At 71.2% G+C, this 22,570-nt stretch carries 24 protein-coding genes and 1 pseudogene; 23 read left to right on the top strand and 2 right to left on the bottom strand.

From position 1 onward, the window contains the following. Nucleotides 1-88: 88 nt before the first annotated feature. Nucleotides 89-289 (bottom strand): annotated as a pseudogene (locus DFQ13_RS36055) (helix-turn-helix domain-containing protein); the annotation flags it as partial. 487 nt (nt 290-776) lie between these two features. On the opposite strand from DFQ13_RS36055, the gene DFQ13_RS30210 reads away from it, so the two are divergent. From DFQ13_RS30210 to DFQ13_RS30130, 17 genes are all read left to right on the top strand, one after another. Next, nucleotides 777-1,805: a hypothetical protein gene (locus tag DFQ13_RS30210; protein ID WP_110082242.1), complete on the top strand. Its 1,029-nt coding sequence runs from the start codon at nt 777-779 to the stop codon at nt 1,803-1,805. Then, nucleotides 1,799-2,227, top strand: coding sequence for a hypothetical protein (locus DFQ13_RS30205; protein WP_110082241.1), 429 nt, complete (start codon nt 1,799-1,801; stop codon nt 2,225-2,227). The genes DFQ13_RS30210 and DFQ13_RS30205 overlap by 7 nt, the downstream gene beginning before the upstream one ends. Before the next feature lie 60 nt (nt 2,228-2,287). After that, nucleotides 2,288-3,406: a hypothetical protein gene (locus DFQ13_RS30200; RefSeq protein WP_110082240.1), complete on the top strand. Its 1,119-nt coding sequence runs from the start codon at nt 2,288-2,290 to the stop codon at nt 3,404-3,406. Between the two features lie 20 nt (nt 3,407-3,426). Continuing rightward, nucleotides 3,427-4,131: a DUF3558 domain-containing protein gene (locus tag DFQ13_RS30195; protein WP_110082239.1), complete on the top strand. Its 705-nt coding sequence runs from the start codon at nt 3,427-3,429 to the stop codon at nt 4,129-4,131. 94 nt (nt 4,132-4,225) lie between these two features. Beyond that, entirely contained in the window at nt 4,226-4,867 is a 642-nt protein-coding gene (locus DFQ13_RS35375) for a hypothetical protein (protein WP_233438642.1), read from the top strand. A gap of 2 nt (nt 4,868-4,869) precedes the next feature. After that, complete coding sequence (locus DFQ13_RS30185) at nt 4,870-5,889, top strand: hypothetical protein (RefSeq protein WP_181400219.1); 1,020 nt, start codon at nt 4,870-4,872, stop codon at nt 5,887-5,889. 122 nt (nt 5,890-6,011) lie between these two features. Beyond that, nucleotides 6,012-6,725 carry a hypothetical protein gene (locus DFQ13_RS30180; RefSeq protein ID WP_110082236.1) on the top strand — a complete coding sequence of 238 codons (714 nt, stop codon included), beginning with the start codon at nt 6,012-6,014 and terminating at the stop codon, nt 6,723-6,725. Nucleotides 6,726-6,820: 95 nt separating this feature from the next. Beyond that, nucleotides 6,821-7,615, top strand: a complete 795-nt coding sequence (locus tag DFQ13_RS30175) for a MinD/ParA family ATP-binding protein (protein ID WP_233438641.1) — start codon at nt 6,821-6,823, stop codon at nt 7,613-7,615. Continuing rightward, on the top strand, nt 7,612-9,069 hold the full coding sequence (locus DFQ13_RS30170) for a CpaF family protein (protein WP_233438640.1): 1,458 nt from the start codon (nt 7,612-7,614) through the stop codon (nt 9,067-9,069). Before DFQ13_RS30175 ends, DFQ13_RS30170 begins: the two co-directional genes overlap by 4 nt. Before the next feature lie 26 nt (nt 9,070-9,095). Then, nucleotides 9,096-9,983 (top strand): type II secretion system F family protein, encoded by an 888-nt coding sequence (locus DFQ13_RS30165; RefSeq protein ID WP_110082299.1) that lies wholly within the window; start codon nt 9,096-9,098, stop codon nt 9,981-9,983. Nucleotides 9,984-9,988: 5 nt separating this feature from the next. After that, the gene (locus DFQ13_RS30160; RefSeq protein WP_110082297.1) at nt 9,989-10,882 is read left to right on the top strand and encodes a type II secretion system F family protein; all 894 of its coding nucleotides are present in this window, start codon (nt 9,989-9,991) and stop codon (nt 10,880-10,882) included. A gap of 47 nt (nt 10,883-10,929) precedes the next feature. Next, nucleotides 10,930-11,118, top strand: coding sequence for a hypothetical protein (locus DFQ13_RS30155; protein ID WP_110082235.1), 189 nt, complete (start codon nt 10,930-10,932; stop codon nt 11,116-11,118). A gap of 71 nt (nt 11,119-11,189) precedes the next feature. Further along, nucleotides 11,190-11,585, top strand: a complete 396-nt coding sequence (locus DFQ13_RS30150; protein ID WP_181400217.1) for a TadE/TadG family type IV pilus assembly protein — start codon at nt 11,190-11,192, stop codon at nt 11,583-11,585. 110 nt (nt 11,586-11,695) lie between these two features. Beyond that, on the top strand, nt 11,696-12,103 hold the full coding sequence (locus tag DFQ13_RS30145) for a pilus assembly protein TadE (protein ID WP_325050962.1): 408 nt from the start codon (nt 11,696-11,698) through the stop codon (nt 12,101-12,103). A gap of 83 nt (nt 12,104-12,186) precedes the next feature. Continuing rightward, entirely contained in the window at nt 12,187-12,576 is a 390-nt protein-coding gene (locus DFQ13_RS30140) for a hypothetical protein (protein WP_110082234.1), read from the top strand. Between the two features lie 58 nt (nt 12,577-12,634). Beyond that, on the top strand, nt 12,635-13,063 hold the full coding sequence (locus tag DFQ13_RS30135) for a hypothetical protein (protein ID WP_110082233.1): 429 nt from the start codon (nt 12,635-12,637) through the stop codon (nt 13,061-13,063). Nucleotides 13,064-13,203: 140 nt separating this feature from the next. Beyond that, complete coding sequence (locus tag DFQ13_RS30130; RefSeq protein WP_233438639.1) at nt 13,204-16,266, top strand: BTAD domain-containing putative transcriptional regulator; 3,063 nt, start codon at nt 13,204-13,206, stop codon at nt 16,264-16,266. 79 nt (nt 16,267-16,345) lie between these two features. Here DFQ13_RS30130 and DFQ13_RS30125 read toward each other — a convergent pair whose 3' ends face one another. Next, nucleotides 16,346-16,858 (bottom strand): winged helix-turn-helix transcriptional regulator, encoded by a 513-nt coding sequence (locus DFQ13_RS30125; protein ID WP_110082231.1) that lies wholly within the window; start codon nt 16,856-16,858, stop codon nt 16,346-16,348. 1,171 nt (nt 16,859-18,029) lie between these two features. Between DFQ13_RS30125 and DFQ13_RS34250 the strand changes: the two genes are divergently transcribed. From DFQ13_RS34250 to DFQ13_RS30095, 6 genes are all read left to right on the top strand, one after another. Further along, nucleotides 18,030-18,167 carry a hypothetical protein gene (locus DFQ13_RS34250; protein ID WP_181400216.1) on the top strand — a complete coding sequence of 46 codons (138 nt, stop codon included), beginning with the start codon at nt 18,030-18,032 and terminating at the stop codon, nt 18,165-18,167. A 27-nt stretch (nt 18,168-18,194) separates the two neighbouring features. Further along, a complete protein-coding gene (locus DFQ13_RS30115) occupies nt 18,195-18,434 on the top strand; it encodes a hypothetical protein (protein ID WP_110082229.1) in 240 nt (79 codons plus the stop codon). A 63-nt stretch (nt 18,435-18,497) separates the two neighbouring features. After that, on the top strand, nt 18,498-19,760 hold the full coding sequence (locus tag DFQ13_RS30110) for an AAA family ATPase (protein WP_110082228.1): 1,263 nt from the start codon (nt 18,498-18,500) through the stop codon (nt 19,758-19,760). Between the two features lie 51 nt (nt 19,761-19,811). Next, nucleotides 19,812-21,548: a VWA domain-containing protein gene (locus DFQ13_RS30105; protein WP_110082227.1), complete on the top strand. Its 1,737-nt coding sequence runs from the start codon at nt 19,812-19,814 to the stop codon at nt 21,546-21,548. A gap of 109 nt (nt 21,549-21,657) precedes the next feature. Next, nucleotides 21,658-21,912, top strand: coding sequence for a hypothetical protein (locus DFQ13_RS30100; RefSeq protein WP_110082226.1), 255 nt, complete (start codon nt 21,658-21,660; stop codon nt 21,910-21,912). Between the two features lie 109 nt (nt 21,913-22,021). Further along, complete coding sequence (locus DFQ13_RS30095) at nt 22,022-22,276, top strand: hypothetical protein (RefSeq protein ID WP_181400215.1); 255 nt, start codon at nt 22,022-22,024, stop codon at nt 22,274-22,276. The last annotated feature ends 294 nt before the right edge of the window (nt 22,277-22,570 follow it).

The raw sequence follows: 22,570 nt of genomic DNA, 5'->3' as shown, positions 1-22,570 counted from the left end.
GCACCGGCAGTTGGGCCGGCCTGAGCCGGCTTCGGCGATCCCGCTTCCGTGCCGTCGACAGCATGCGGGTGAACAGCCCATCGGTTTGCAGCGCGTCGTCGCACGCCACCGCGAGAGCCTCGTTCGGCTGGCGGACACCGTTCTCGACGTTGCCGAGATGGCTCCGGCTGAAGTTCGTCAGCCTCTGCAGGTCTGTCAACGACAGACCCTGCTCGGTCCGCACACGGCGGAGTGTCGAGCTGAATGACTCGCCCACTTCAACCCCCGATCGTCTTCTGCTGTCTTCCATTCACGTGAAGACAGCAGACCTCTTCTGCTTCACCGCTCGGCCGTCGAAACTCAGAGATGTGAAACGACGTTGCTGCGCTCCGCCCCAGGTCAGAGTAGGTCGGCCAGCTGGCTTGAGGCCGGGATCAGGTCGCATCCCAAAACACTTCACCCGTTCGGGTGACGGGGTGATCGGAGACGATCAGCGGCATTCACAACGAGTTACAAGCGCCTTGATCGAATTTCGTCCAACTTTCAAAAAGTCCGCCATGGCGCGATGCATCGAAATTGAGGCAAATCGGGCAATCGGCTGGACTCGCCTGCCGTTGCCCTTCGTGAGCCCACGGCCGCTGCCGCGCTGACCGACACCACCACATCGCGCCATCCATTCCCCTCCGCTCATGTTCCTCACCAGGGACAGGCGGCTACCAGCCATGTCGGAAAACGGGCCTACGCAGCCATCCGCGAGGACCTCACATCCCGAGGTCCGCTCAGCAGAGGAAACGACCATGACACTCTCCGTCCACGACGTCACCGTCGAGTGCGAACGCCACCAGCGCCTCGACCGCGCCGCGCTCACCGCCTTGGCGCCTACCGCCGCCGATGGGCACCGCGCCCACCTGGCATTGCACCTGAACCCGGAGGACGGAACGCCGGTGTTGCGGGCTCGACGGTGGGCGGGCCAGATCGCCACCGCGCGCTTGGTGGTCTTGGCCGAGCCGCTGACCCGGGCCACGGTTGCTGCGCTGCGCGCCTCCTGGTGGTCCCGAACCGCGGTGGCGGGGGCCGAAGACGTGGTCGCGGTCGCCCGTGCCGCGGTGGTCCAGGGAGTGTGGATGTACGACCCTGGCCGCAGTTCGGGGCCGGATTACCTGCGGACGTGGATTGTCGAGCACGTCAAACGGCACCTCGCCACGGTGGCGTACGCGGTCACCGTGCCCGCGCGGGTACACCGCCGGTTCTTGCGGATCGCAGCGATCCGCGCCCGCTTGGCGGTCGAGTTGGGGCGCCCGCCCGAGGACGTCGAGATCCTCCAGTGTGCGGGGGAAGCGGTGACTCAAGCTGATCTCGATGACGAACGCCGTACTCGCGCGGTTCGCGCACGGGTGGTGACCGCCGAGCCCGAGGCTGCGGACCCCCGTGCTGTCGCTGCGCTGGAGGTCGCTGAGAACGCCGCGGGGGAGGCGGGATGGGTGATGGCGGTGCGGTCGTTGGGCCTGACGGCTTCCGAGATTGAGATCATCGCCCGCCACGTCGGCCTGCCTCCGTACCAGGATCTCGACGACCGTGACCGGTCTGAACGGGCGGTGGCCGCCCACACCGGCGTGACGCGTTCCGCGGTACGCCGCGTGCTGGCCTCGATGCGCGCGGACCTGGGGACGCCGGGCGGCCCGTTCCACCACCTGATCAGCCGGATGCCTCCTGGTGATCAGGAAGGGCTCGGGCTGACCCGGTTTCTCCACCTCCTCGATACCGCCCCGCACGAACCGCCCCGTACGAACCGGCCCGTTCGTGATGGAGGCCGGGAGGCGTGCTGATTTTGGTCGCGTTGTTCTCGGTCAAGGGCTCGCCCGGAGTGAGCACCCTGGCCCTCGGCTTGGCGGTCGGCTGGCCCGCGACGCAGCGGGTGCTGCTGGTCGAGGCCCGACTGCCGGTGTCGCGCCCACTGGTACTGCCGGTCGGTGACGGGCACTCCGCCGAGCGGATCGCCCGGGAGATGGACATCCATCCGCTGGGGCGCGTTCCTGATGATTCGCGAGATGCGGCTGTGCTGGGCGGGCGCCATGCACCGTTCGATCGGCGTTTCGGGGGAACCGCCGCCACCGCGCTGGGGCGGGCCGCGCACGGGATCGCCACCGTGCTGGCTGCACACCCGTGGCCGCCGACCTCGGCCACCACACCGGCACCCGCGGGCTGTGCCGAAGCCGACCTCGAGCCGCGGTCGATCCGCGCTTGCTGACCTCGCTCGATTTCGTTAGTGCTGTGAAAGGGGAGTTTCGTGCCGGAATTCTGGATTGTCATGTGGTGGCGTCTGCTCGCGTTCGTCGCCGCGGTGGTGCTCAGCCTGTCCGGGTGCACTGCCACCGTCGTGGGCACGCCTGTCGCGCAGGGCGAAGCGAACGGCGAAGCCGAGGTCGTCGCCTCGACGGAGGACCTCTCCGCCGAGGCGACGACCGCAGCGGGCAAGGCGGGCGCGTCGGTGCCGCCACGGGAGGGCACCGAGCAGGTCGCCGCGTTGTTCTCGGTGATCCGCCAGGTCGACGTGTGCGCGCTGCACGACCCCGCCGCGGCAGCGACGGTCGTCGGGATGCAGCCGGATGACCTCATGCCCGGCGACAGCCTCAGCGGTTGCGTGCTCCAGATGGTCCCGGGCCCTCGGGATTTGCCCGCGTGGCGGCTGCGGGTGACCGCCGGGGTGGAACTGTCGGACAAGACCCGCCGCGAGTCCACACCGGAAACCCTCGACGGGGTGGACTTCCTGCACCTGCTCGACCTGGGTGGTGACGGCAAAGCCTGTGTCTATGACCGACCGATGGGGGAGCGGGCGGCGTTGCAGCTCATCGTGCGCCAGGAGGGCACCGAGGCCCAACCCAAGACCGCCTGCCAGGTCGCCGTGGAATACCTGACCGCGGTCGCGAAGTACTGGCGTGAACCGGCGACGTGGGCCGACGCGGTGAGCACCCCCGCACTGCCGGTGGCGACCATCGACCCCTGTGCCGGACTCGACGCCGCCACCGCCGTGTACGGCAAACCGGTGCGCTCCCGCATGGAAGACCCCCACCGCTGCACGATCTACCCGCAGACCGCCGCCCACGGTGACCCGCTCGGCGGGGTGGTGTCGGTGACGGTCGGCGTCGACACCGACCCGCGCGCCACCCTCACCGGCACCGCCGCGGCCAACTACACCGCGGTGACCATCGCCGGACTCCCCGGCGTGTCCAACATCCTCAACCCCGGCGGCGGACCGAGCGCCTCGGGCACCTGCTACGTCACCGTCATCGCCGACGACAAGATCGAGATCCGCCAGGACATCACCAACCCCGACCGGCCGACCTCGTACCCGGTGATCGAGGCCCGCTCAGCCGACTGTCAGATCGCCACCAAGGCCATCGAGGGCCTGCTCTCCCAACTTCACTGAACCACCCCGAGGAGACCACAATGGACATCCGCATGTTCGTCGGTGCCGCCACAGCCGTGCTGATCGTCGGCGCCGTGGTGGCCTGCACCAGTGACCCGGGCACCGATGCGGCCGGGCGTGCCGGATCCGGCATCACCGGGGCGCCGAGCGCCACGGCTGAGACCGGCGGCGACGACGCCGTGCGCAGGCGCGCTGGCCGCGCCGAAGGGTCGATCGTCTACGGCGACCTCAACGGTCCCAAGAAGGCCAGTGAGGTCGGCGCCCCGTTCGACCCGTGCACCACACCCACCTGGGCGGACCTGCCCGCCGTGGTGCGGCCCACCGACGGCAAACCACACTCCCCGACCATGCAGACACCCGGGGACAAGGACCTGTTCGCGGTCGGTTGCCAATTCGACAACAGCGGCAAAATCATCATCTCCGCGGGAGACACCCCCACCCGCCAAGACGGCGGCAGGTTCCAGGTCCAGGTCGTCTGGGGCACCGAACTCGACGCCGACCCAGCCCACCACCAAGGCTCCACCGGCACATCGTGGAACGGCAAACCGGGCCTCATCGAAGCCCTGCCCGAAGATCCCACGTTCGGCAAGCAGTGCATCGGCCTGGTGGCTCTGAGCACCGGTGTCGCCGGGGCACTGGTCAGCAACAGCCAGTTCCCCGCCGTGGACCCCTGCACGGTCATCAACGCCGCCCTCACCGCCATCACCGCGAAGACACCCCGATGACCACGACTTGCCCACAAGAGGCCGCCGTGGTGATGTCGGTGAAAAAGTTGCTGGGGCAGGCCGAACCCCGGTCGATGGGCTCGGTGATGTGGCCATGACCGGTAGCACGGCAGGCGAGACGATCACTACGGAAATCGGGGGTTCGCACATGACGACGGGAAATCTTCACTCGTGGGGCGGTCGCGCATTCATCGGCGCGATGAGCATCGCGGTTCTCACCGCGTGCAGCTCGGGCAACCCGCCCAGCCCGGCCTCCGAGACGCCGAGCCCGACGCCGCCGATCTCGTCCTCGTCGACCCCGAGCACCTCGCTGTCCCCGGACGAGCAGGCCAGGCAGAACGCCCTGATGACCTATCGAGGCATGTGGGACGATTTCGCGGAGGCGGGCACGACCTCGGATTGGCAGTCGCCCAAGCTCGGGCAGCATGCCACCGGTCTCGCGTTGACGAACCTGTCCCGCGGCCTGTACGCCGACTACTACAACGGCCTGGTCACCAAGGGCCGCCCGGTCCTCAACCCGGCCGTGTCGTCGGTCGAACCCGCCGACGACCCGAAGAAGATCGTTGTTTCCGACTGCGGCGATTCGACGAACTGGTTGAAGTACCGCGCCGACAACGGGCAACTCTCCGACAACGAACCCGGAGGCCGCCAGGCGATCAATGCCATCGTCGAAAAGCAGTCCGACGGTTCGTGGAAGGTCTCGGACTTCGGAGTGCACGACGTGGGGACGTGTTGACCATGCGACGCTTCGCAACCACCACCGGCGTCATCGCCGCGAGCCTGCTCGGCCTCGCCACTCCCGCCATCGCAGACGGCGGTTGGGGAAACACCACGTGCAGCCAGATTCCCACCCCCTCATGTGAACTGGGAGTCGGCGACAACGGCAACAACGGGCGGCCTAGCGGCCCCCCGGGGCAGGGCGACAACACTCCGCACCGACCCGACTCCGACAACAACCCCGGCACCGACGCGCCCGACAAGCCCGGCGACTCCGTTGTCGGTGGTGACTCGACCCTGGCGAGTTGCTCGTACGTGAAGAGCGACTACCAGCCACCTGCCGGTGGCTTGGTGACCGCCGCGCACAGACCACTGGCGAGCAGCGGCGGGGTCGTCCACGCCGCGGTGTCCCGGCCGGTGCTGGTCCGGGCGCAGGCGGCGCAGCCTGGTCAAGGCCCGGGTGCGTGGTATGTGTGGAAGTGCACCACCGAAGGCGTCACCGACGGGCTCTACCGGCCGCCGGTGTGGATCGCCGACGGTCAGCAGCCGGGTCCGGCTTTGTTGCCCTCGCCCGCGGAGTTGGCGCAGGTGGCGCGCAAGCAGCTCCGATTTCCCTCGCCGAGGATCGCGGCGAACCCGGTGGGGGAGCAGTTGGTGAACCTGCCGACCTGGATGTGGCTCGCTGGTGGTTGGGGTCCGGTTTCGGCCACCGCCGCGGTGCCCGGGGTGTCGGTGACCGCGGTCGCGACGCCGACCTCGGTGACCTGGTCGATGGGTGATGGTTTCACCGTCACCTGCACCGGCGCCGGAACACCCTACGTGGCCGGTGTGGACCCTAAGGCGCCCTCGCCGGATTGTGGGCACGTCTATCGCCGCTCCTCGGCGAGTAGGCCGGGGCAGGCGTATCCGGTCACCGCGACCGTGCACTGGACGGTGACTTGGTCCGGCGCGGGTCAGGGCGGAACGTTCCCGGACATGACCACCACCGGTGAGACGACCTTCCGCGTGGCGGAGTCGCAGGCGCTGAACAACGGCGGCTGAGCACCACCCCTGCCTCTTCGTGAGGCCCATTCCCCACCCACTCGGCGATGACCACCTGTTCCGCGCGCTGATCGGCATCCGGCGACGCGGCGCACTACCCCCATGCCTGTTGGAGGTACCGCGTGAGCACCAACACCACCATCCGACCCGGCACCGACCGGCCCGCGAGCATGGCGGCGGGCCCCTGGGTCGGCGACAACAAGAAGACACCTTTCCCGCGGTTGCGCGCCCCGGGCCGCCGCCGCAGCGTGCCGTACCTGCTGCTCGGCGTGCTGCTCGTGCTGGCCTGTGTGGGCGGGTTCGTGCTGATCTTGCTGCACTCCGGCGACCGGGAGCCCGTGCTCGCCCTGGCCCGCGGTGTGCCCGTGGGGCACGTGCTGAGCACACAGGATCTGCGGCAGGTCACCGTCGCGGTCGATCCCGGTGTCGCGGTCGTCGGTGCCGACCAGGCGGGAACTCTGATCGGCCGGCCGATGGCCACCAGCTTGTCGGAAGGGGCGCTGCTCACCCCCGACGCCGTCGGTGCCGCCGTTGTCCCGGCCGGCGGGCAGGCCATCGCCGCCCTCGCCCTCAAGCCCGGCCAAGTCCCGACGGAAGTCGGACCGGGGGCACGGGTGTCGGTGGTGTTCGTCTCCGGCCAAACCGCAACCGCGAGCAGCCCACCCGACGAGGACGGCACGGTGTGGCCCGCGGTGGTGACCAGCGTGACCGGCTCACCCAGTGAGCAGACCACGGTGGTGTCGGTGCAGCTCACCGAGGCCGCCGCCCGCCAGGTCGCCGCGGTTCCGGCCGGGCAGGTGTCGATCGTGATGCTCTCCGCCGGGGGTGGTCGCTGATGTTGGTCTCGGTCTTGTCGTTGAAAGGTTCGCCGGGTGCGACGACGTTCGCGGTGGCGTTGGCCGCCCGATGGCCCGCCCCGGGAAGGACCCTGGTGGTCGAGGCCGACCCGTCCGGTGGTGACCTGGCCTTGCGGTTCTCCTTGTCCTCGACACCCGGTCTGGGGAGCCTGGCCGCTGCCGCGCGGCGCGGCGGTGAGGCCGACCTGCTGTGGCAGCACGCCCAACAGCTTCCCGGCGGCCTGCCTGTCATCGCCGCCCCACCTGACGCCGAGCAAGCCCGCGCGGCGCTGACGGCTTGGACACCGGACCTCAGTGGCCTGCGCACGGCGGCTGATCAACCGAACACGGTGGTCATCGCCGACTGCGGGCGGGTGGACCCCGGTTCCCCGGCGCTGCCGATCGTGCGCTGCTCCGACGTGGTGGTGCTGTTGTCGCGGGCCCACGCCGATGACCTCGCACACTTGCCGCGCCGGCTGCCCGCGGTCGGCCGGTGGAGTCCGAACCCTGTGCTGTTGCTGGTCGGGGAGGGCTACAACAGCGCCGAGGTCGCTCGGGAACTGGGTGTGTGCCCGCTGGGGCGGGTTCCCGAGGACCCGGGCGGCGCGGCCGTGCTGTGTGGACGGCCGAACAGGCTGCGGTGGGAGCGCAGCGGGCCCGCGCGCTCGGCGCTGGGGAAGTTCGCCCACAAGGTCGCGACCGAACTCGCCACCGAACTCGTCACCCGCGAACAGTCCCACACCGACGTGCCCTGGCAGGGCGAACCGGCGTCGCCGACATCGACACCGCCCGCGGCTCCCCGACCGGACGCGGTGTCTTTCACCGGTGTTCACCTCGTCCAGGGCCTTGGCGCCGGTCATCTCGATGCGCACGGAGGACAGGCGTCATGACCCATTCGACCGACCAGTCCCCGACGCCACGGCACTTCGACCGGCAGCCGCACGTCCCAGCCATCCCTGACCTCGACGTGGGTGTGCCACCGCTGGGCGGGGGCCTCGATGTGGCGGTGGATCTTTCCGCCGCCACGACCCGCCTGCGCCGGCACCTGCGGGAACGGCTGACCGCCGAACTCCCGGCGCGGGTGGCTGATCAGCAGGACCGCACCGGCACCACCTCCACCCGTGAGACCCGCCGCGAGCTGGCCCGGGGCCTTCTCGATGAGGCGCTGCGCGAGCACACCGAGAACGAACTGGCCGCGGGCAGGCACCTGCTGGCCCGCGAGGTCGAGCAGCGGGTCGTGGGTGAGGTCGTCAACGAGTTGTTCGGCATGGCCGGGTTGCAGCCGCTGCTGGACGACCCGACCGTGGAAACGATCAACGCCAACCGCCACGACAGGGTGTTCGTCCAGTACATCGACGGCCGCCGCGCCCAGGTCGGCCCGATCGCGGGGTCGAACGAGGAGCTGACCGACCTGGTCCGGCTCCTCGCAGCCAGGGCCAGCAGTCAGGAGCGCCGGTTCGATCACGGTTCCCCGGCGGTCAACCTCCAACTCCCCGGTGGTGAGCGCCTGTTCGCCGTCATGGGGTTGACCGCCGACGGTGTGACCGCGTTGTCGATTCGCCGCCATGGCTACCTCACCGTCACCCTCCCGGAACTGCGTCGCCGCGGCACCCTCGACCTCGGCTTGGAGGCGTTCCTGCAAGCTTTGGTCAGGGCCCGCAAGAACGTGCTGATCACCGGTGGCACCGGGGCGGGCAAGACCACCCTGCTGCGGGCGTTGGCCTCGGAGATGGATCCGCTGGAGCGGATTGTGACCATCGAGGACGCCTTCGAACTCGGCTTGGACCACGACCCGGACGTCCACGCCGACGTGACCGCTTTCCAGGCCCGCGAACCCAACGTCGAAGGGGAGGGTGCGGTCAGCCAAGCCGACCTCGTGCGGTGGGGGCTGCGCATGTCGCCGGACCGGGTGATCGTCGGGGAGATCCGCGGGCCCGAGGTCATCCCGATGTGCAACGCCATGTCGCAGGGCAACGACGGGTCGATGGCCACCCTGCACGCCAGCAGCTCACGGGTTGCGTTCACCCGGCTGGTCTCCTACGCCGCCCAAGGCGTCGAACGCCTCCCGCTGGAGGCCACCAACCTGCTCGTCGCCTCGGCGGTGCACTTCGTGGTGCACCTGGCCCGCGCCGTCGACCGCCGCACCCGGGTGGTGTCCTCGATCCGCGAGGTCGTCGGCGCCGACGGCCCGCAGGTGATCTCCAACGAGGTCCACCGCCCCGGCCCCGACCGCCGCGCCCGCCCCGTGGCCGGGGCGTTGCGCACCGACACCCTCGACGACCTGGTCGACGTCGGCTTCGACCCCGGTGTGCTGGAGAACCCCGAGGGCTGGTGGACACCGTGACCACCACGCTGACCCCCGCCACCGCCATGGCCGCGGTGCTCGGTGTCGGCACCGGCCTGGGCTTGTTGCTGGTGGTCCTCGGCTGGCGCGGGACCGTCCCCCGCCGTCCCCGCCGCACCCGGACCGCCACCCCCGGTCCACACGACCGCCACCGTGTTCTGCGCATCGTCCTGGCCGTGGCCGTCGGGGTGGGAGCCGGTGTGCTCACGGGGTGGGTCGTCGGTGCCGTCCTGGCGGGGTGTGCGGTGTGGGCGTTGCCGCGGGTGCTCGGCCGCGACCCCGAACACACCCGCCGGGTGGCGCGGATCGAGGCCGTCGCCACCTGGACGGAAATGCTCAGGGACACCCTCTCGGCCGCCGCCGGGCTGGAGCAGGCCATCCTCGCCACCGCCCCGCTCGCGCCACCGGCGATCCGCGGCGAGGTCGCCGAACTCGCCGCGGGGATCAGCAACGGGGACCGCCTGGCCCCGGCGCTGCGCCGCCTCGGCGAGCGCCTGGACGACCCGGTCGGCGACCTGGTCATCGCCGCCCTGGTGCTGGCCGCCGAGCAGCAGACCCGCCGCTTGGCCGAGTTGCTCGGGTCGCTGGCCGACGCCGCCCGCGGGCAAGCCTCGATGCGGATGCGCGTGGAAGCCGGACGTGCCCGCACCCGCACCTCGGTGCGCGTCATCGTCGGCACCACCGTGGTGTTCGCCGTCGCCGTGGTCGTGCTCAACGGCGACTACATGGGCGCCTACGACGACGCGGGTGGCCAAGTCGTGTTGCTGGGCATTGGGGCGTTGTTCGCCGCCGGGTTCGCCTGGCTGGGCCGCATCGCCCGCGTCGCCCAGCCCGACCGGTTCCTCGCCACCGCCGACCTCGACCCGACAACCGGCCCGCCGTGGACGGTCCTCCCCACGGGAAGGCAGCAATGACCACCCTGATCACTGCCATCGTCCTGGGAACCGGCTCCGGGATCGGCCTGTGGGCCCTGGCCGTGTATTTGTTCCCACCGCGCCCGGCCCTCGGCGCGGTCCTCACCCGCGCCACCGCCCCGCCGGCGGCGGCACCGATCCTGGCCACCGACGACACCGGCTGGGCCACCCGGCTCGGCCGACCCGCCGTCACCCCGTTGCGCGCGCTCGGGCTCCCCGGCCCGCGCCTGGCCCGAAACCTCGCAGTCCTCGGCCGGTCGACCTCCACCCACCTGGCGGAGAAGGCCGTCCTCACCGTCGCCGGACTGTTGTTGCCCGCCCTGTTGAGCGTGGTCCTCACCGTGGCCGGACTCAGCCCCGGGTTCGAGTTCCCGGTCATCGCCGGGCTCGCCCTGGGTGCGGTCGGGTTCCTTGTGCCGGACCTGCGTGTCCGCTCCGAGGCCGCGACGCTGCGCACCGGGTTCCGCCATGCCCTCTCGGCCTACCTGGACCTGGTGTGGATCACCCTGGCCGGGGGAGCCGGAGTCGACAGCGCCTTGGGTGACTCGGTCACCGTCGGCCGCGGGTGGGCGTTCGCCCAGCTCCGCCGCGCCCTCGACACCGCGCGGCTGACCCGCACCACCCCTTGGGCCACCCTGCGTCAACTCGGGGAAGAACTCGAGGTCAGCGAGCTGGCCGAACTCGCCGCATCGGTCAGCCTGGCGGGCACCGAGGGCGCCAAGGTCCGCGCTTCCCTGGCCGCCAAAGCCCAAGCGTTGCGCATTCATCAGATCACCGAAGCCGAAGGCGACGCCCAGGCCGCCACCGAACGCATGAGCCTGCCGGTGATGGCCCTGTTCTTGGGGTTCCTGGCCTTCATCGCCTACCCCGCCCTCACCCAGGTCCTCACCGGACTCTGACCCCCGCGGAAACGGCGGAACACGAACGACAAGAAGGGAAGAACACAATGGGAACACAAGTGAAAGCGCTGTGGGTGGTGTTGCAGGCACGGTGGGAGGAGTTGCGCCGCAGGCCGGAGGCCGGGTACTCCACCGAGACCGTCCTGGTGACCGCGCTGCTGGTGGTCGCCGCGCTGGCGGTGATCGCGATCGTCATCGCCAAGGTCACCGACAAAGCCAACGGCATCACCCTGTGAACGCGGTGAACCCCGCCAAGCGCGAGGCGAGCAGCGGTGCGAGACGGTGTCGCACCGGGTGGTCGGGGCGGTTGCGGCAGGCGGTGTGCGGTGATCTCGGTTCGGTCAGCGCGGAACTGGTCCTCGCGACCCCGCTGCTGTTGCTGATGCTGCTGGCGATCGTGCAGTTCGCGCTGTGGTCGCACGCCACCCACATCGCCCAAGCCGCCGCCGCGCAGGGCCTCGCCGCCGCACGGGTCCAGAACGGGACCGCCGCGGCAGGCACGGCCGGCGCGCGGAGTCTGCTCGAGCAACTCGCCGGTGGTCCGCTCACCGGTTCCGCCGTCACCGCCGACCGGGCAGTGGCCTCGGCGTCGGTGCGGATCACCGGTACGGCCACCTCGGTGGTGCCGTTCCTGGCCCTGCCCGTGCACGCCGAAGCCGTCGGGCCCGTCGAGCGCTACGTCCCGGACCTGGCAGGTGGGTGATGACGATGACGACGCCTCGAACACCCGGTGCACGCCTGCGGCGACGCCACGACCGTCCACGCTCCGGCCGGCGGGGCTGGGCGGGGTGGTGGGCCGCTGACGACGGCTCCGTGGCGGCCGAGATCACCATCGCCGCCCCGTTCCTGATCATGCTGCTGGTGTTCGTCGGTGTGGTCGTCCACCGGGGCGTCGACGCCCGCATCCGTATCGACGACGCCGCCCACCAGGCCGCCCGCGCCGCGAGCCTCGAACGCACCCCGACCGCCGCCGCCACCGCGGCCTCCACCACGGCGGCGAGTGCACTGTCCTCGGCGGGAGTGGCGTGCGCGTCGTTGTCGGTGAGCGCTTCGACCGGAGGCCTGCGCCCCGGTGGCACGGTCAGTGTCACCGTGGCGTGCGAGGTGGACTTCGGCGACGCGCTCATCCTCGGCGTGCCCGGCGGCAAGACGCTGTCGGCCACCTCGGTCGAACCCGTCGACCTCTGGCGCTCGACGGCGAACACCGGGAGCCGGACATGACCCGGGGACCTCACGCCCGACGCGGCCGGTGGGGCAGATGGTGGCGCGCTCGCCTGCGGTGGTGGCGCGCCGACGAAGGGCGGGTGACCGCGTTCGTCGTCGTGCTCACCACCGGCATCCTCGCCTTGGCCGGGCTCACCCTCGACGGCGGCCTGGCGCTGGCCGCCAAGGTGCGTGCCAGCGGGCAAGCCGAAGCCGCCGCCCGCGCCGGAGCCCAGGCCATCGACCTGGCCGCATACCGGGCCAGCGGGACCGTGCGGTTGATGCCCGCCCAAGCGGTCGCGGGCGCCCAGGCGCACCTGGCCGCGGAGGGCGCGACCGGCACGGTGACCGTCTCCGGCGACACCGTCACCGTCACCGTGACCGCCTCGCAACCCACCCAGTTGCTCGGGCTGGTGGGCATCGGCGCGCTGCGGGTGCACGGCCGCGGCAGCGCGCACCCGCAGCACGGGGTGACCTCGATCAATCCATGACCACACCGTCGTGACCACACCGCCGTGAAGGCGGCACATCGAAGAAAGGGGAACCAGCATGGCAACGCCCGAGGAGATCCAGCGGCGCGTCGAGAACACCGACACCCCCCGCAGCGCCCGCAGGGCCGCCGCCGCGCAGCAGGTCGGCGACCTCGCCGCGCGCCGAACCGTCATCGTCGAACAACTCCGAGACGTCGAGCGCGAACTCGGCGACGTGCTCGCCGAGGCCCAAGACGTCATCGGAGTCGAGGAGTTGGCCGAGTTCACCGACCTCAACGTCGAGGACCTCACCGGATGGCTCGCCGCCCGCAAGTCCGTCCGCGGCAAGCGCGGGAAGGCCACCCGCGCCTCCGGCGGGCGAGTCGGCGCGCGCCGCCCTGCCGAACCGGGGACACCGGCGGCCGAGAACACCGGCGACCCGAGTGGGCAGGCGCCTGTCACCGCGGTGCAGGAGGGCCCCGAACGGTTCGTCGCGCGGGTGAGCTGACCTCGCCGGTCTCGCGTGCCGGGCCCGCGGCGACCGCGGCCCCAGGCGGCGAGCATCACGTCCTGTTCCGCTGAGGAAACGAGCACGCCATGACCACAGCAGCGCGTACCGCCCGTCGGCGGACACGCCGGTCGAGCGGCGTGGCAGGTCGGGTCCGGTCCGGCGCCGGGCACCTGTGCGGATTCCTCGCCAGGGTGGTGCGCGGCGGACTCGCCGCCGTGGTCCTGCTCGCCCTGCTGGTGGGGATGCCGTGGGCGCTGACGCGATTCGTCGGCTGGCCCCTGCCCGATCACCTGCCGTCGTGGGCGCAGGTGCAGAGTGTGCTGCTCGGCCCGATGACAACCACGTTCCTGCTCGACATCCTGGCCTGCCTGTGCTGGATCACCTGGGCGGCGTTCACCCTCGACCTCGCGCGCTGCGCGGCGGACCTGGCCCGCGGCGGCTTCGACACCGCCCGACTGCCCGAACTCACCGCCACCACCCCCGTGCGCGCGCTGACGGGCGTGCTGCTGGCAACTGTGCTGCTGGCGGTGTCGGGCAACCGAGCCGCACCGGCGGCCTCCTCGTCCGCCCCGCTCGGCACCGGAGCGCAGATCGTGGCGGGCGCCGCGGCCCGGCAGCATCCACCCGCCGCCGAGGTGGTGGTCCACGAAGCCCGTACCGCCGCCCGTGCCGGCACCGTCGGCACGCCCGTACGTCCGGAGTCGGTGCTCGTGCTGGCACCGCGGAACGGAATCCACGACTCGTTGTGGCGCATCGCGGCGCGCACCCTCGGCGACGGGGCGCGCTGGCCGGACATCTTCGAACTCAACAAGGGAAAACCCCAACCGAACGGGCGAACCCTCACCACGCCCAGCCTGATCTTCCCCGGCGAGGAACTGGCACTGCCACGCGAAGCACATGCACCGGTGGTGCCGCCGCAGCAGGCGCCCAACCCGGGCCGGTCGTCTCCGGCACCACCAGCCACCTCCGCGCCACCAGTGGGCATCCACCCGTCCACACCGGTGATCCCGGCGCCACCCACCCGGCAGACACCACCGGCGACAACCAGGACGAACACCACTCCGGCACCGGCAGGGGACGTGGGGTTTCGGTGGGGGGCGGAGTTGTACGTCGGCTTCGGGCTGATAGCCGCGATCAGCGCGGCACTGCTCACCGTCCGCCGCCGCCACCGCGCCCGGTACCGGCCCGGCAGCGGCGATCGCGACGACCTGCCCGTGGCCCCGGTCGTCTACCGGCTGCGCCTGGCCCACCTGCGCACCGACCAGGACACCACCGGCCTCGACCTCACCGCCCCCGACGTGGACGCCGCGGACCACGGGAGCCACCCGAGCGGTGAGGGCCGCGGGCGGGCGCGGCGCGTCCCACCGCCACCGTTGGTGGTGGGCGAACCCCACACCGGTGCTGGACGTGACGGTGTCCTGACCGCGGGGCTGGGTGTGCGCGACGGGCGTGAGATCGCGTTGGACCTCGCCACCGCCCGCGGCCTCGGGCTGCTGGGCCCGGGGGCGGTCGCCGCGGCCCGCGCGCTGCTGCTCACCGCCCTCACCACCGCCCCCGACCACCGCACGCCCCCAACGGGTCAGGTCGTCGTCGCGGCCGACGACCTGGCCGCGGTACTCGGACGTGAAATAGCCCGCGGGCGCCTGCCCTCGGCGGTGCGGGTGACCGCCGACCTGGACGCCGCCCTCGACGCGGTGGAAGCCGAAACCCTGGTGCGCGCCTCAACCGACCACGACCGCAGTACCGGATCGGGGGAGTGGCCACCGCTGCTGCTGGTGGCCCGGCCACCGGCACACCCGCGCCGGTTGCAAGCGGTCCTGGACAACGGGGCACCGTTCGCCATCACCGGCCTGCTGCTGGGCCAGTGGCAACCCGGGGTGAGCGCCTACGTCCGTGAGAACGGCACGATCTCAACCACCAGCCCCGGTATCGGTGAGGGCCTGCGCGGCACCCGGATGTTCCACCTCAGCGGCGGCGACACCACCGACCTGCTGGACCTGCTGCGCCATGCCGAACCCGACCCACCGGCCGCCCACGACCGCAGTGCCGTGCCACCGGCACCGCGTCCCCGACGCGGGGCGGCACATCCTGCCGGCAAGACCCACCGGGCACCGCAACCGGGGAACGAGGCCCTGTCCACCACACCCCCGGACACCGCCCTGGAAATCACCAGCCCCCCTCACCATCCGCCACCCGGGCCTGGCCCCCGGCGAACCGCCGCGCGTGAAATCCCCGACCACAAGCCCGCGCACCAGCACTGCAACCAAGTCGACGACGAACCCACGCCGACCGCCAAGCCCGTCCCACCCGCGCCCGCCACACCCGCGCCCGCGGCACCGCCGACCCTCACCGTCACCGGCGAGGAAGACGCGAACCCGACGGTGACGATCACCGTGCTCGGCGGTCTGCGCGTGCACTGGCATCGACACCCCGACACCGACGACACCCCGCGGGAAATCACCGAGGCGTTGCAGCCCAGAACCCAGGAGCTGCTGGTGCTGCTGAGCCTGCACCCCGACGGGGTGACCCGCGACCGACTCGTCTCAGCGCTGTGGAGCGAGGAACCCCCGGCCCGCCCGACCAACGCCCTGCACACCGCGCTGTCGCGGATGCGCCACGCGCTGGCCACCGCCACCGACGCCGCGGTGACCGACATCGTCTCGGTCGGCAACGGCCGCTACCGGCTCGACCCGGCGACCGTGCGCGTGGACTACCACCGCTTCGCCCGCGCCGTCGCCGCCCGCCGCGCCGCGAGCACCGACGCCGCCCGCATCACCGCCTACCGGGAGGTGATCGACAGCTACGGCGGCCCACTGGCCGAGGGCATGGAACACGAGTGGATCGAACCCGCCCGCGAGGCCATCCGCCGTGACGCCATCGACGCCGTCGCCGCACTCGCCCGCGCCCTGATCGACTCCGATCCACACCAGACACTGGACCTGCTGGAGATCGCCCGGTCGTTCGACCCGCACAACGAACTGCTCTACCGCGACATCATGCGCCTGCAGCAACGACTCGGACAGCTCGACGCCATCCCCCGAACACTGACCCTGCTGACCACCAGGCTCGCCGAAATCGACACCGCACCCACCCCCCAAGCCCACGACCTCGCCACCCGCCTGGCCCACCGCCACAACGACAACCCCACTACCGCCACAACGACCACCCCGAACAACCATGGCCACAGCGCGGCCGGTTGAAGCGATGACCCCACCCCCGTTCCGGCCCGGCAACCCCGGCCCGGACCGGGGCCGCACACCGCCTTCACGCGGCACCGGGTCAATCGACGGCACCGCCCGCACGGCGCCCCGCGGGAAAGACCGCATCAGGGCTCGCGGGAACGTCGAGCTCCTTCACACCGTGCTTGTCCACACCGTCGACAACGGCCGTGTCCGCACCATGGCGGCGGCTGTGCGCCTGAGCCTGCGCGAGCAGTCCCGGATGCGCACGAGTCCACTCGATCAAAGGCTCCGCCAGCGCCAACGCCTCCACGACCGCCGGGGCCAACGAGTACACGACTTCCGGCGGAAAAGACTTCCCACGACTCTCCCGGAAGATGAGCCCTTGTTCCCGCATCTTTTTCAATGTCCGCGCCAGAATGCTATCGTGCAGGACAGCGTGTTTGTCCGTCCAATTCTCGTCGATGGAAAACGAGTTGACCGTGGAAAGAATCTCCACCCGACGCAGCGGACCATCCCGGAGCGCCACCAGGATGGCGGGAACCCACTTGTCCCCGAAGAGGTTCTTCACGTCATACAGCCCCCGAAGGACCCTGTCGTCCCGCTCCGTCACCACGCCTCCTCATGTGCACTGATCGGACCCCCGAAACGCGCCCGCCCGTCAACCACCACAGCAGCGGCCCTCCTGCCGCCGCCCCAGGCCGAACACGTCTGTTCCTCACAACCGCCCCGACACCTCCTCCTTCCGGCACGAGGTGTCGAGCCTTCCAGACTACGCCGAGCGGCCGAGGGCGCCCACCGTGTTCTCACCCATTCGGGACTCGACGGGGCGTCACACCGAGTGATCACATCAAAGATCGACTGCGCGTACGGTCACTTCCGTTGGGGGTTCACATGGGGGATCATCTTGGGGTTCATCTGGGGGATCCTGTTAGAACGCCACCCCCGTCGGGCGGCGACGACGCAGGTCAGGGTGCCCGCAGGGGGATCCGCTGGTATCCCAGACTCGCTTGCCCACAAGCCGGTGAACACATCGGGGCGGGCTCATGGTCGACGCCGAAAGCCTCCTGTCACCCCTTTCCTTCCTCTGCCCTCTTTGTTTCTTATCTCGCCTTTTGTTCGCCGATCTCATTCGACATCATTTATTTTCATTCTTTGTCGCTTGTTGATTGCCCGTGTTCGCGCATTCTTTGTCCCCCTGACCTGTGGCAATGCCATCGCGTGCCATTCGGAATGCGTTCACGCGTCGCCCATTTCATGGAAACGGCGACCGGATGATCGCCCGAAAAGAGTCTTGAAAATGAGCTGCCAACCTATTGCATGACGCGCGACGGCGAGCAATAATTGAACTACCACCGGGGGAACCGGAAACCAAATCGAATACCACATCCGGCGCGAGCCATGTCATCCGAGAGGTCGACAATGTCCATTCCTGACAATTCCCGAAAAACGCGTCTCGGTGCGTTGTCCGCCGCCTTGGTCGCTGCGGGACCGGTGCCGCCCCCGGAAGTCCTCGACCGGGCGATCACCCCCGACGACGTGCGGGCGTTTCCCGCCCACTTCATCACCGGTCCCGGCAGGGAACGCGCGTCCGCCACCCTGTGTGATCACCGCTACACGTTGGTCGACAGTTGCCCCGGATGCGACGCGGCGGCGGACCGATGACCCCGCCCGCCCCGGCACCCATGACCGTGGACGAGGTCTTGGTCTACCTCGGCGGGTGCGGTTTCGCGGCTACGCCGAGCCGGCGTGTGCACCAGCACCACGCCTCGGGTGCCCGTGTCGTGATCACCGACGCCCGCGCTGGGGACATCACCATCCACGCCTACGGCGGGGCATGGAAGGCGCGGCTCACCCGTGCGCCGGTCGCTGTGGTCACCGCCACCATCACCGCCGCACTCGCCGAACGCCCGACCCGCTGACCTGACCCCCTGAACGGAGGACCCACGATGAGCACCCCGGACGCCGCGACGTTGGCCGCACGCATCGACGAAGCCGCCGAGATCGGTGCCTTCGTCGGGTGGAACGACGCCGAGTTGATGACGCGATACGGCGCAGCGTTCCCGGTGCCGACCGACCCGCCGACCGTGCCGCTGCGCTACCACGCGCACCCCGACGTCGCCGCCGCGTACAGCGGCGCCTACCGCGAACAGTTCGCCGAGTTCCTCGACGACCGCGCCAAGTACTAGCAACCACCCACCCCGCCCCGGCGCACGCCGACCCACGCCCGAACGCAACGAGAGGACACCGTCATGACCACGCCCGCCGCCACGCCCACCCCGGCGTCCGCCACCATCCCCGCCGCCCCGGCGCCCGTCGTCACGCCCGCCCCGGCGGGTGGGTCGGTGGCGCGGTTGCGCAGTGGTGAACTGCGCGCGATGGTCGCCAAAGTCCTCGCCGACGCCGGTGCCGACCTGACCCCGCGCACCATCGCGCACACCCTGAACCGGTCTTCGGGGGCGGTGGGCAACGCGTGCAAGGTGTTGACCGACCGGGGCGAGGCGGAGGTCGCCTCGGTCGCGCCGTTGGCCTATCGGGCGACCGCGACCACGGCGGCGGTCGCCGCGTCCACGATCACCCCCGCCCCACCGCGCACCCCACGCCCGAAGACACCGAAACCGACCACCAGCGCACCGATCGCCGCGCCCACGGCCACCCCCGCCCGGTCCGGGGTGGGTGGGTCCGCCACCGGGGCGGCGGTCGTGGTGACGGGTCCGGTGAAACGCCCGAACGGGATGGACTACCACCCCCGGTTGCTCTCGGGGATGCCGGACGTGACCGCGTTGCGGCGGTTGCGTGACGCGGGGGTCGCCGCCCTGTTGTACGGGCCTCCAGGGACGGGGAAGACGTCGGTGGTGGAGGCGGCCTTTCCGGATTGCATCACTGTGCAGGGTGATGGGGACACCGTGGTCGCCGACTTCGTGGGCGACTACACCAAGACCCCGGACGGGGAGTTCGTGTTCGTGCACGGTCCGCTGATCCGCGCCATGCGTGAGGGGGTGGCGTTGTTCATCGACGACGCGACCCTGATCCCGCCGACCGTGCTCGCCGTGGTCTACCCGGCGATGGACGGACGCCGCCAGATCGTGATCAAGGCCGCCGGGGGTGAGGTCGTCGACGCCGCCCCGGGGTTCTACGTGATCGCCGGGCACAACCCCGGCGTGCACGGGGCGGTGCTCACCGACGCCCTGTCGTCCCGGTTTTCCGTGCAGGTCGCGGTGTCCAGCGACTATGACCTCGCCGACCAGTTGGGGGTGGACCGCAAGGCGGTGCGCGTGGCACGCAACCTCGCCACCCGGCAGGACAAGGGCGAGATCGGGTGGGCACCGCAACTGCGCGAGTTGTTGGCGTTCAAGAAGATCGCCGCCGTGTTGGGCATCGACGCCGCTGTGGGGAATCTGGTGGGCATCGCCCCGGAAGAGGACCGTGACACCGTCGCCGCCGTGGTGCGCGACGCGTTCGGGCGCACCGTCGCCCCGCTGGCCCTCGGTGCCCGCATCACCGCCAAACCCTGACCACCCAACCACCCGACCACGAACCGCGACCGTTGCGAAAGGACCGAAACCGTGAGCACCCACTTCACCGCCGACCCGTCCGCCACCGGTGCCGCCGTGTTCCCCGCCCGCCCGGAATGGTTGACCCTGTCCGCCGCCTTCGCCGAGGAGGTCCCGGTCATCGCCGACCGCGACGACCTGTTGGTCAGCGTCGCCCCCGGCGCGGGCGGGGGTGCCCCGGCGTGTTTCTACCCCGCCCGCGCGCTGATCGAGGTCGACGGGAACCACCTCGGGGTGGACCCCGCCACCGTGGACCCGGCGAACCTGTCCGACCGCCCCCGCTACGCCCCGGCGTGGGGTGCCCTGACCCACGAGTGCGGACACGCCAAACACACCGCCTGGGAACCCCCACCCGACGCCCCGCCCGGTGTGGTCGCCGCCGCCATGCTGTTGGAAGAGCCGCGCATGGAAGCCGCGCAAGTCCGCCGCCGCCCGGATGACCGGCACTGGTTGCGGGCGTGCGTGAAGGGCATCGTCGCCGCCGACCTGCACCTGTTCGCCGACCCCGCCACCGCCCCGCAGATGACCCCCGCGCACGCCGCGCACACCGCCGCCCTGTTGTTGGGCCGCGCGGACGGCGGGGTACTCACCCACACCGAGGTCGCCCCCCTCGCCCGTGTCATCGACGGCGTCCTCGGAGCCGAGATGTTGGGCACGTTGCGGGCGGTGTGGCGCACGGCGTTGCGCACCGCCGACGACGACGGCGACACCATGCTCGACCTCGGACGGCAGTGGTGCGACATCCTCGGCACCGACCCGGACACCCCCACCGGTCCTGACGCGGCACCCGACCCGTCCGGCGCTCCCGACCCGTCGCCGTTGGCGGACGCGATCGCCGCCGTGCTCAACGGGGTGGCGGCGGCGGTGGCGAAGGAGAAGGCACCCGAGGACCCCGCCGCCGTCGCCGCCGCCGACAAGGCGGACGCCGACGCCGCCGACAAGGAGGCACGGACGGCGGCACGTGACGTGTTCGCCGCCGGTGGTCCCCGGACCGGTCTCACCCGCACGGCGGACACCCGCCCACCCACACCGCAGGAGCGCACCGCCGCGCGGGTGTTGGCGCGGGCGTTGGACACCGCCGGGGTCCGGGAACGGGTCGCGGTGCGCTCCGCCTCGCAGGTCCCGCCGGGGCGGTTGCGGATGCGCGGGGTGCGTGCCGCCGAAGCCCAACGTGCCGCCGGGGCGGTGGTGACCGCGCAACCGTTCACCCGCACCACCCGCACCCCCGTCACCGCCCCGCCGTTGCGGGTCGGGGTGGCGTGCGACGTGTCCGGATCGATGCGGTGGGCGTGCGAGCACGTGGCCTCGGCAGCGTGGATCCTGGCCGACGCCGCCCGCCACACCAGGGTGCCCGCGCAGACCGCGAGCGTGATCTTCGGGCACCACGTGCGCCCACTGACCCACCCCGGCAAGCCACCCGCCGAGGTCACCGAGTTCGACTCCAACGACAACTACGAGGACATCCCCACCGCCCTCGACGCCCTCGACGGCGCCCTCGGACTGTCCCGCCCCGGCGCGGCACGGCTGCTGGTCATCGTGTCCGACGGCGGCTACCGCCACCAGCCCCACCTCGACGGGCAGCGCAAACTCGACCGGTTGCGCGCCTGCGGGTGCGCGGTGCTGTGGCTGACCACCAGCGCGTACGACACCCCGCTCACCGGAGCGACCGTGCACATGTTGGCCGACCCCACCACCACCGCCCGCGCCATCGGGCACGCCGCCACCGCAGCCCTGCGCGCCACCCGCTGACCCACCCGGTCCGGGGGCGGACCCACCACCGCCCCCGGACCCCGACCACTCGGCAACCACCACCCCCACCGCACGCACCGACCCACCGCACAACCCCGAGGAGACCACGATGCCCGACACCACCGTCACGACCGTGGGCGACCTCATCGCCGCCCTGAGCGCCCACGACCCCGCCACCCCCGTCCGCTTCGCCACCCAACCCGGGCACCCGATGGAACACGCCCTCGACCGGGTCGTGTGCACCCCCGACGACGCCGAGAGCGACGGCACCGCACCCACCGACCCGCCCGTGGTGTGGATCGGGGTGGGCGAGCAGATCGGCTACTTGCCGGCCCCTGCCGCCGACGCCCTCCGGTGGTCGTGACACCCCACCCCGGCCTTCGCACCGGACTCGCCCTGCGGGCGGGGCCGTGCCGAGGGCCGCCCCGAAACCCCACCGCATCACCTCGTCGTCGACCCCTAGGGAGGACACCATGACCACCGACGCCCACGACACCACACCGACCGACCACCTCCGCCGAATCCTGCCGCCCGCAGCGGTGCTGCTCGCCCTGGTGCCGCCGCACACCGTGCCCCTGCGCGCACCCGCCGGGGCGTGGGGGCTGGTCGTGGTGGCGGTACGGATGACCCCCACCGCCGCAGCCCCGGTGCGTTTCGCCGGAGACGCCCCCACCCCCGACCCCGCCCACACCGACACCACCGACCTGATGGCCGGGGTGTGCATGTAGGCCATCGATGCTCACCCGGCGACGATCTGCCACGAGGGAAGATGCGCGGTCGGCGGTGAGTGAGCAGCGATCACGAGGTGTGTCAGGCTGGTCGTTGGCAGGATCGAGCCACCGCCATCGGCTTGGCACCTCGGGCTAGCGTTGCACAACGGGGCCGCTCAACTGCAAGCCGCGGCTGGCGTTCACTTACACGAGGCGGAGATGGCGATTCCCGTGATAACTTCTCGTGAGCGGTAGGTGACACACCGCGATTATGCCTGATGGGACGCAAGCAACACCCCGTGTTAGACCATG

Source organism: Actinokineospora spheciospongiae, assembly GCF_003182415.1.
GTDB classification, from domain to species: domain Bacteria; phylum Actinomycetota; class Actinomycetes; order Mycobacteriales; family Pseudonocardiaceae; genus Actinokineospora; species Actinokineospora spheciospongiae.
This window is presented reverse-complemented; position numbering and strand designations above follow the sequence as displayed.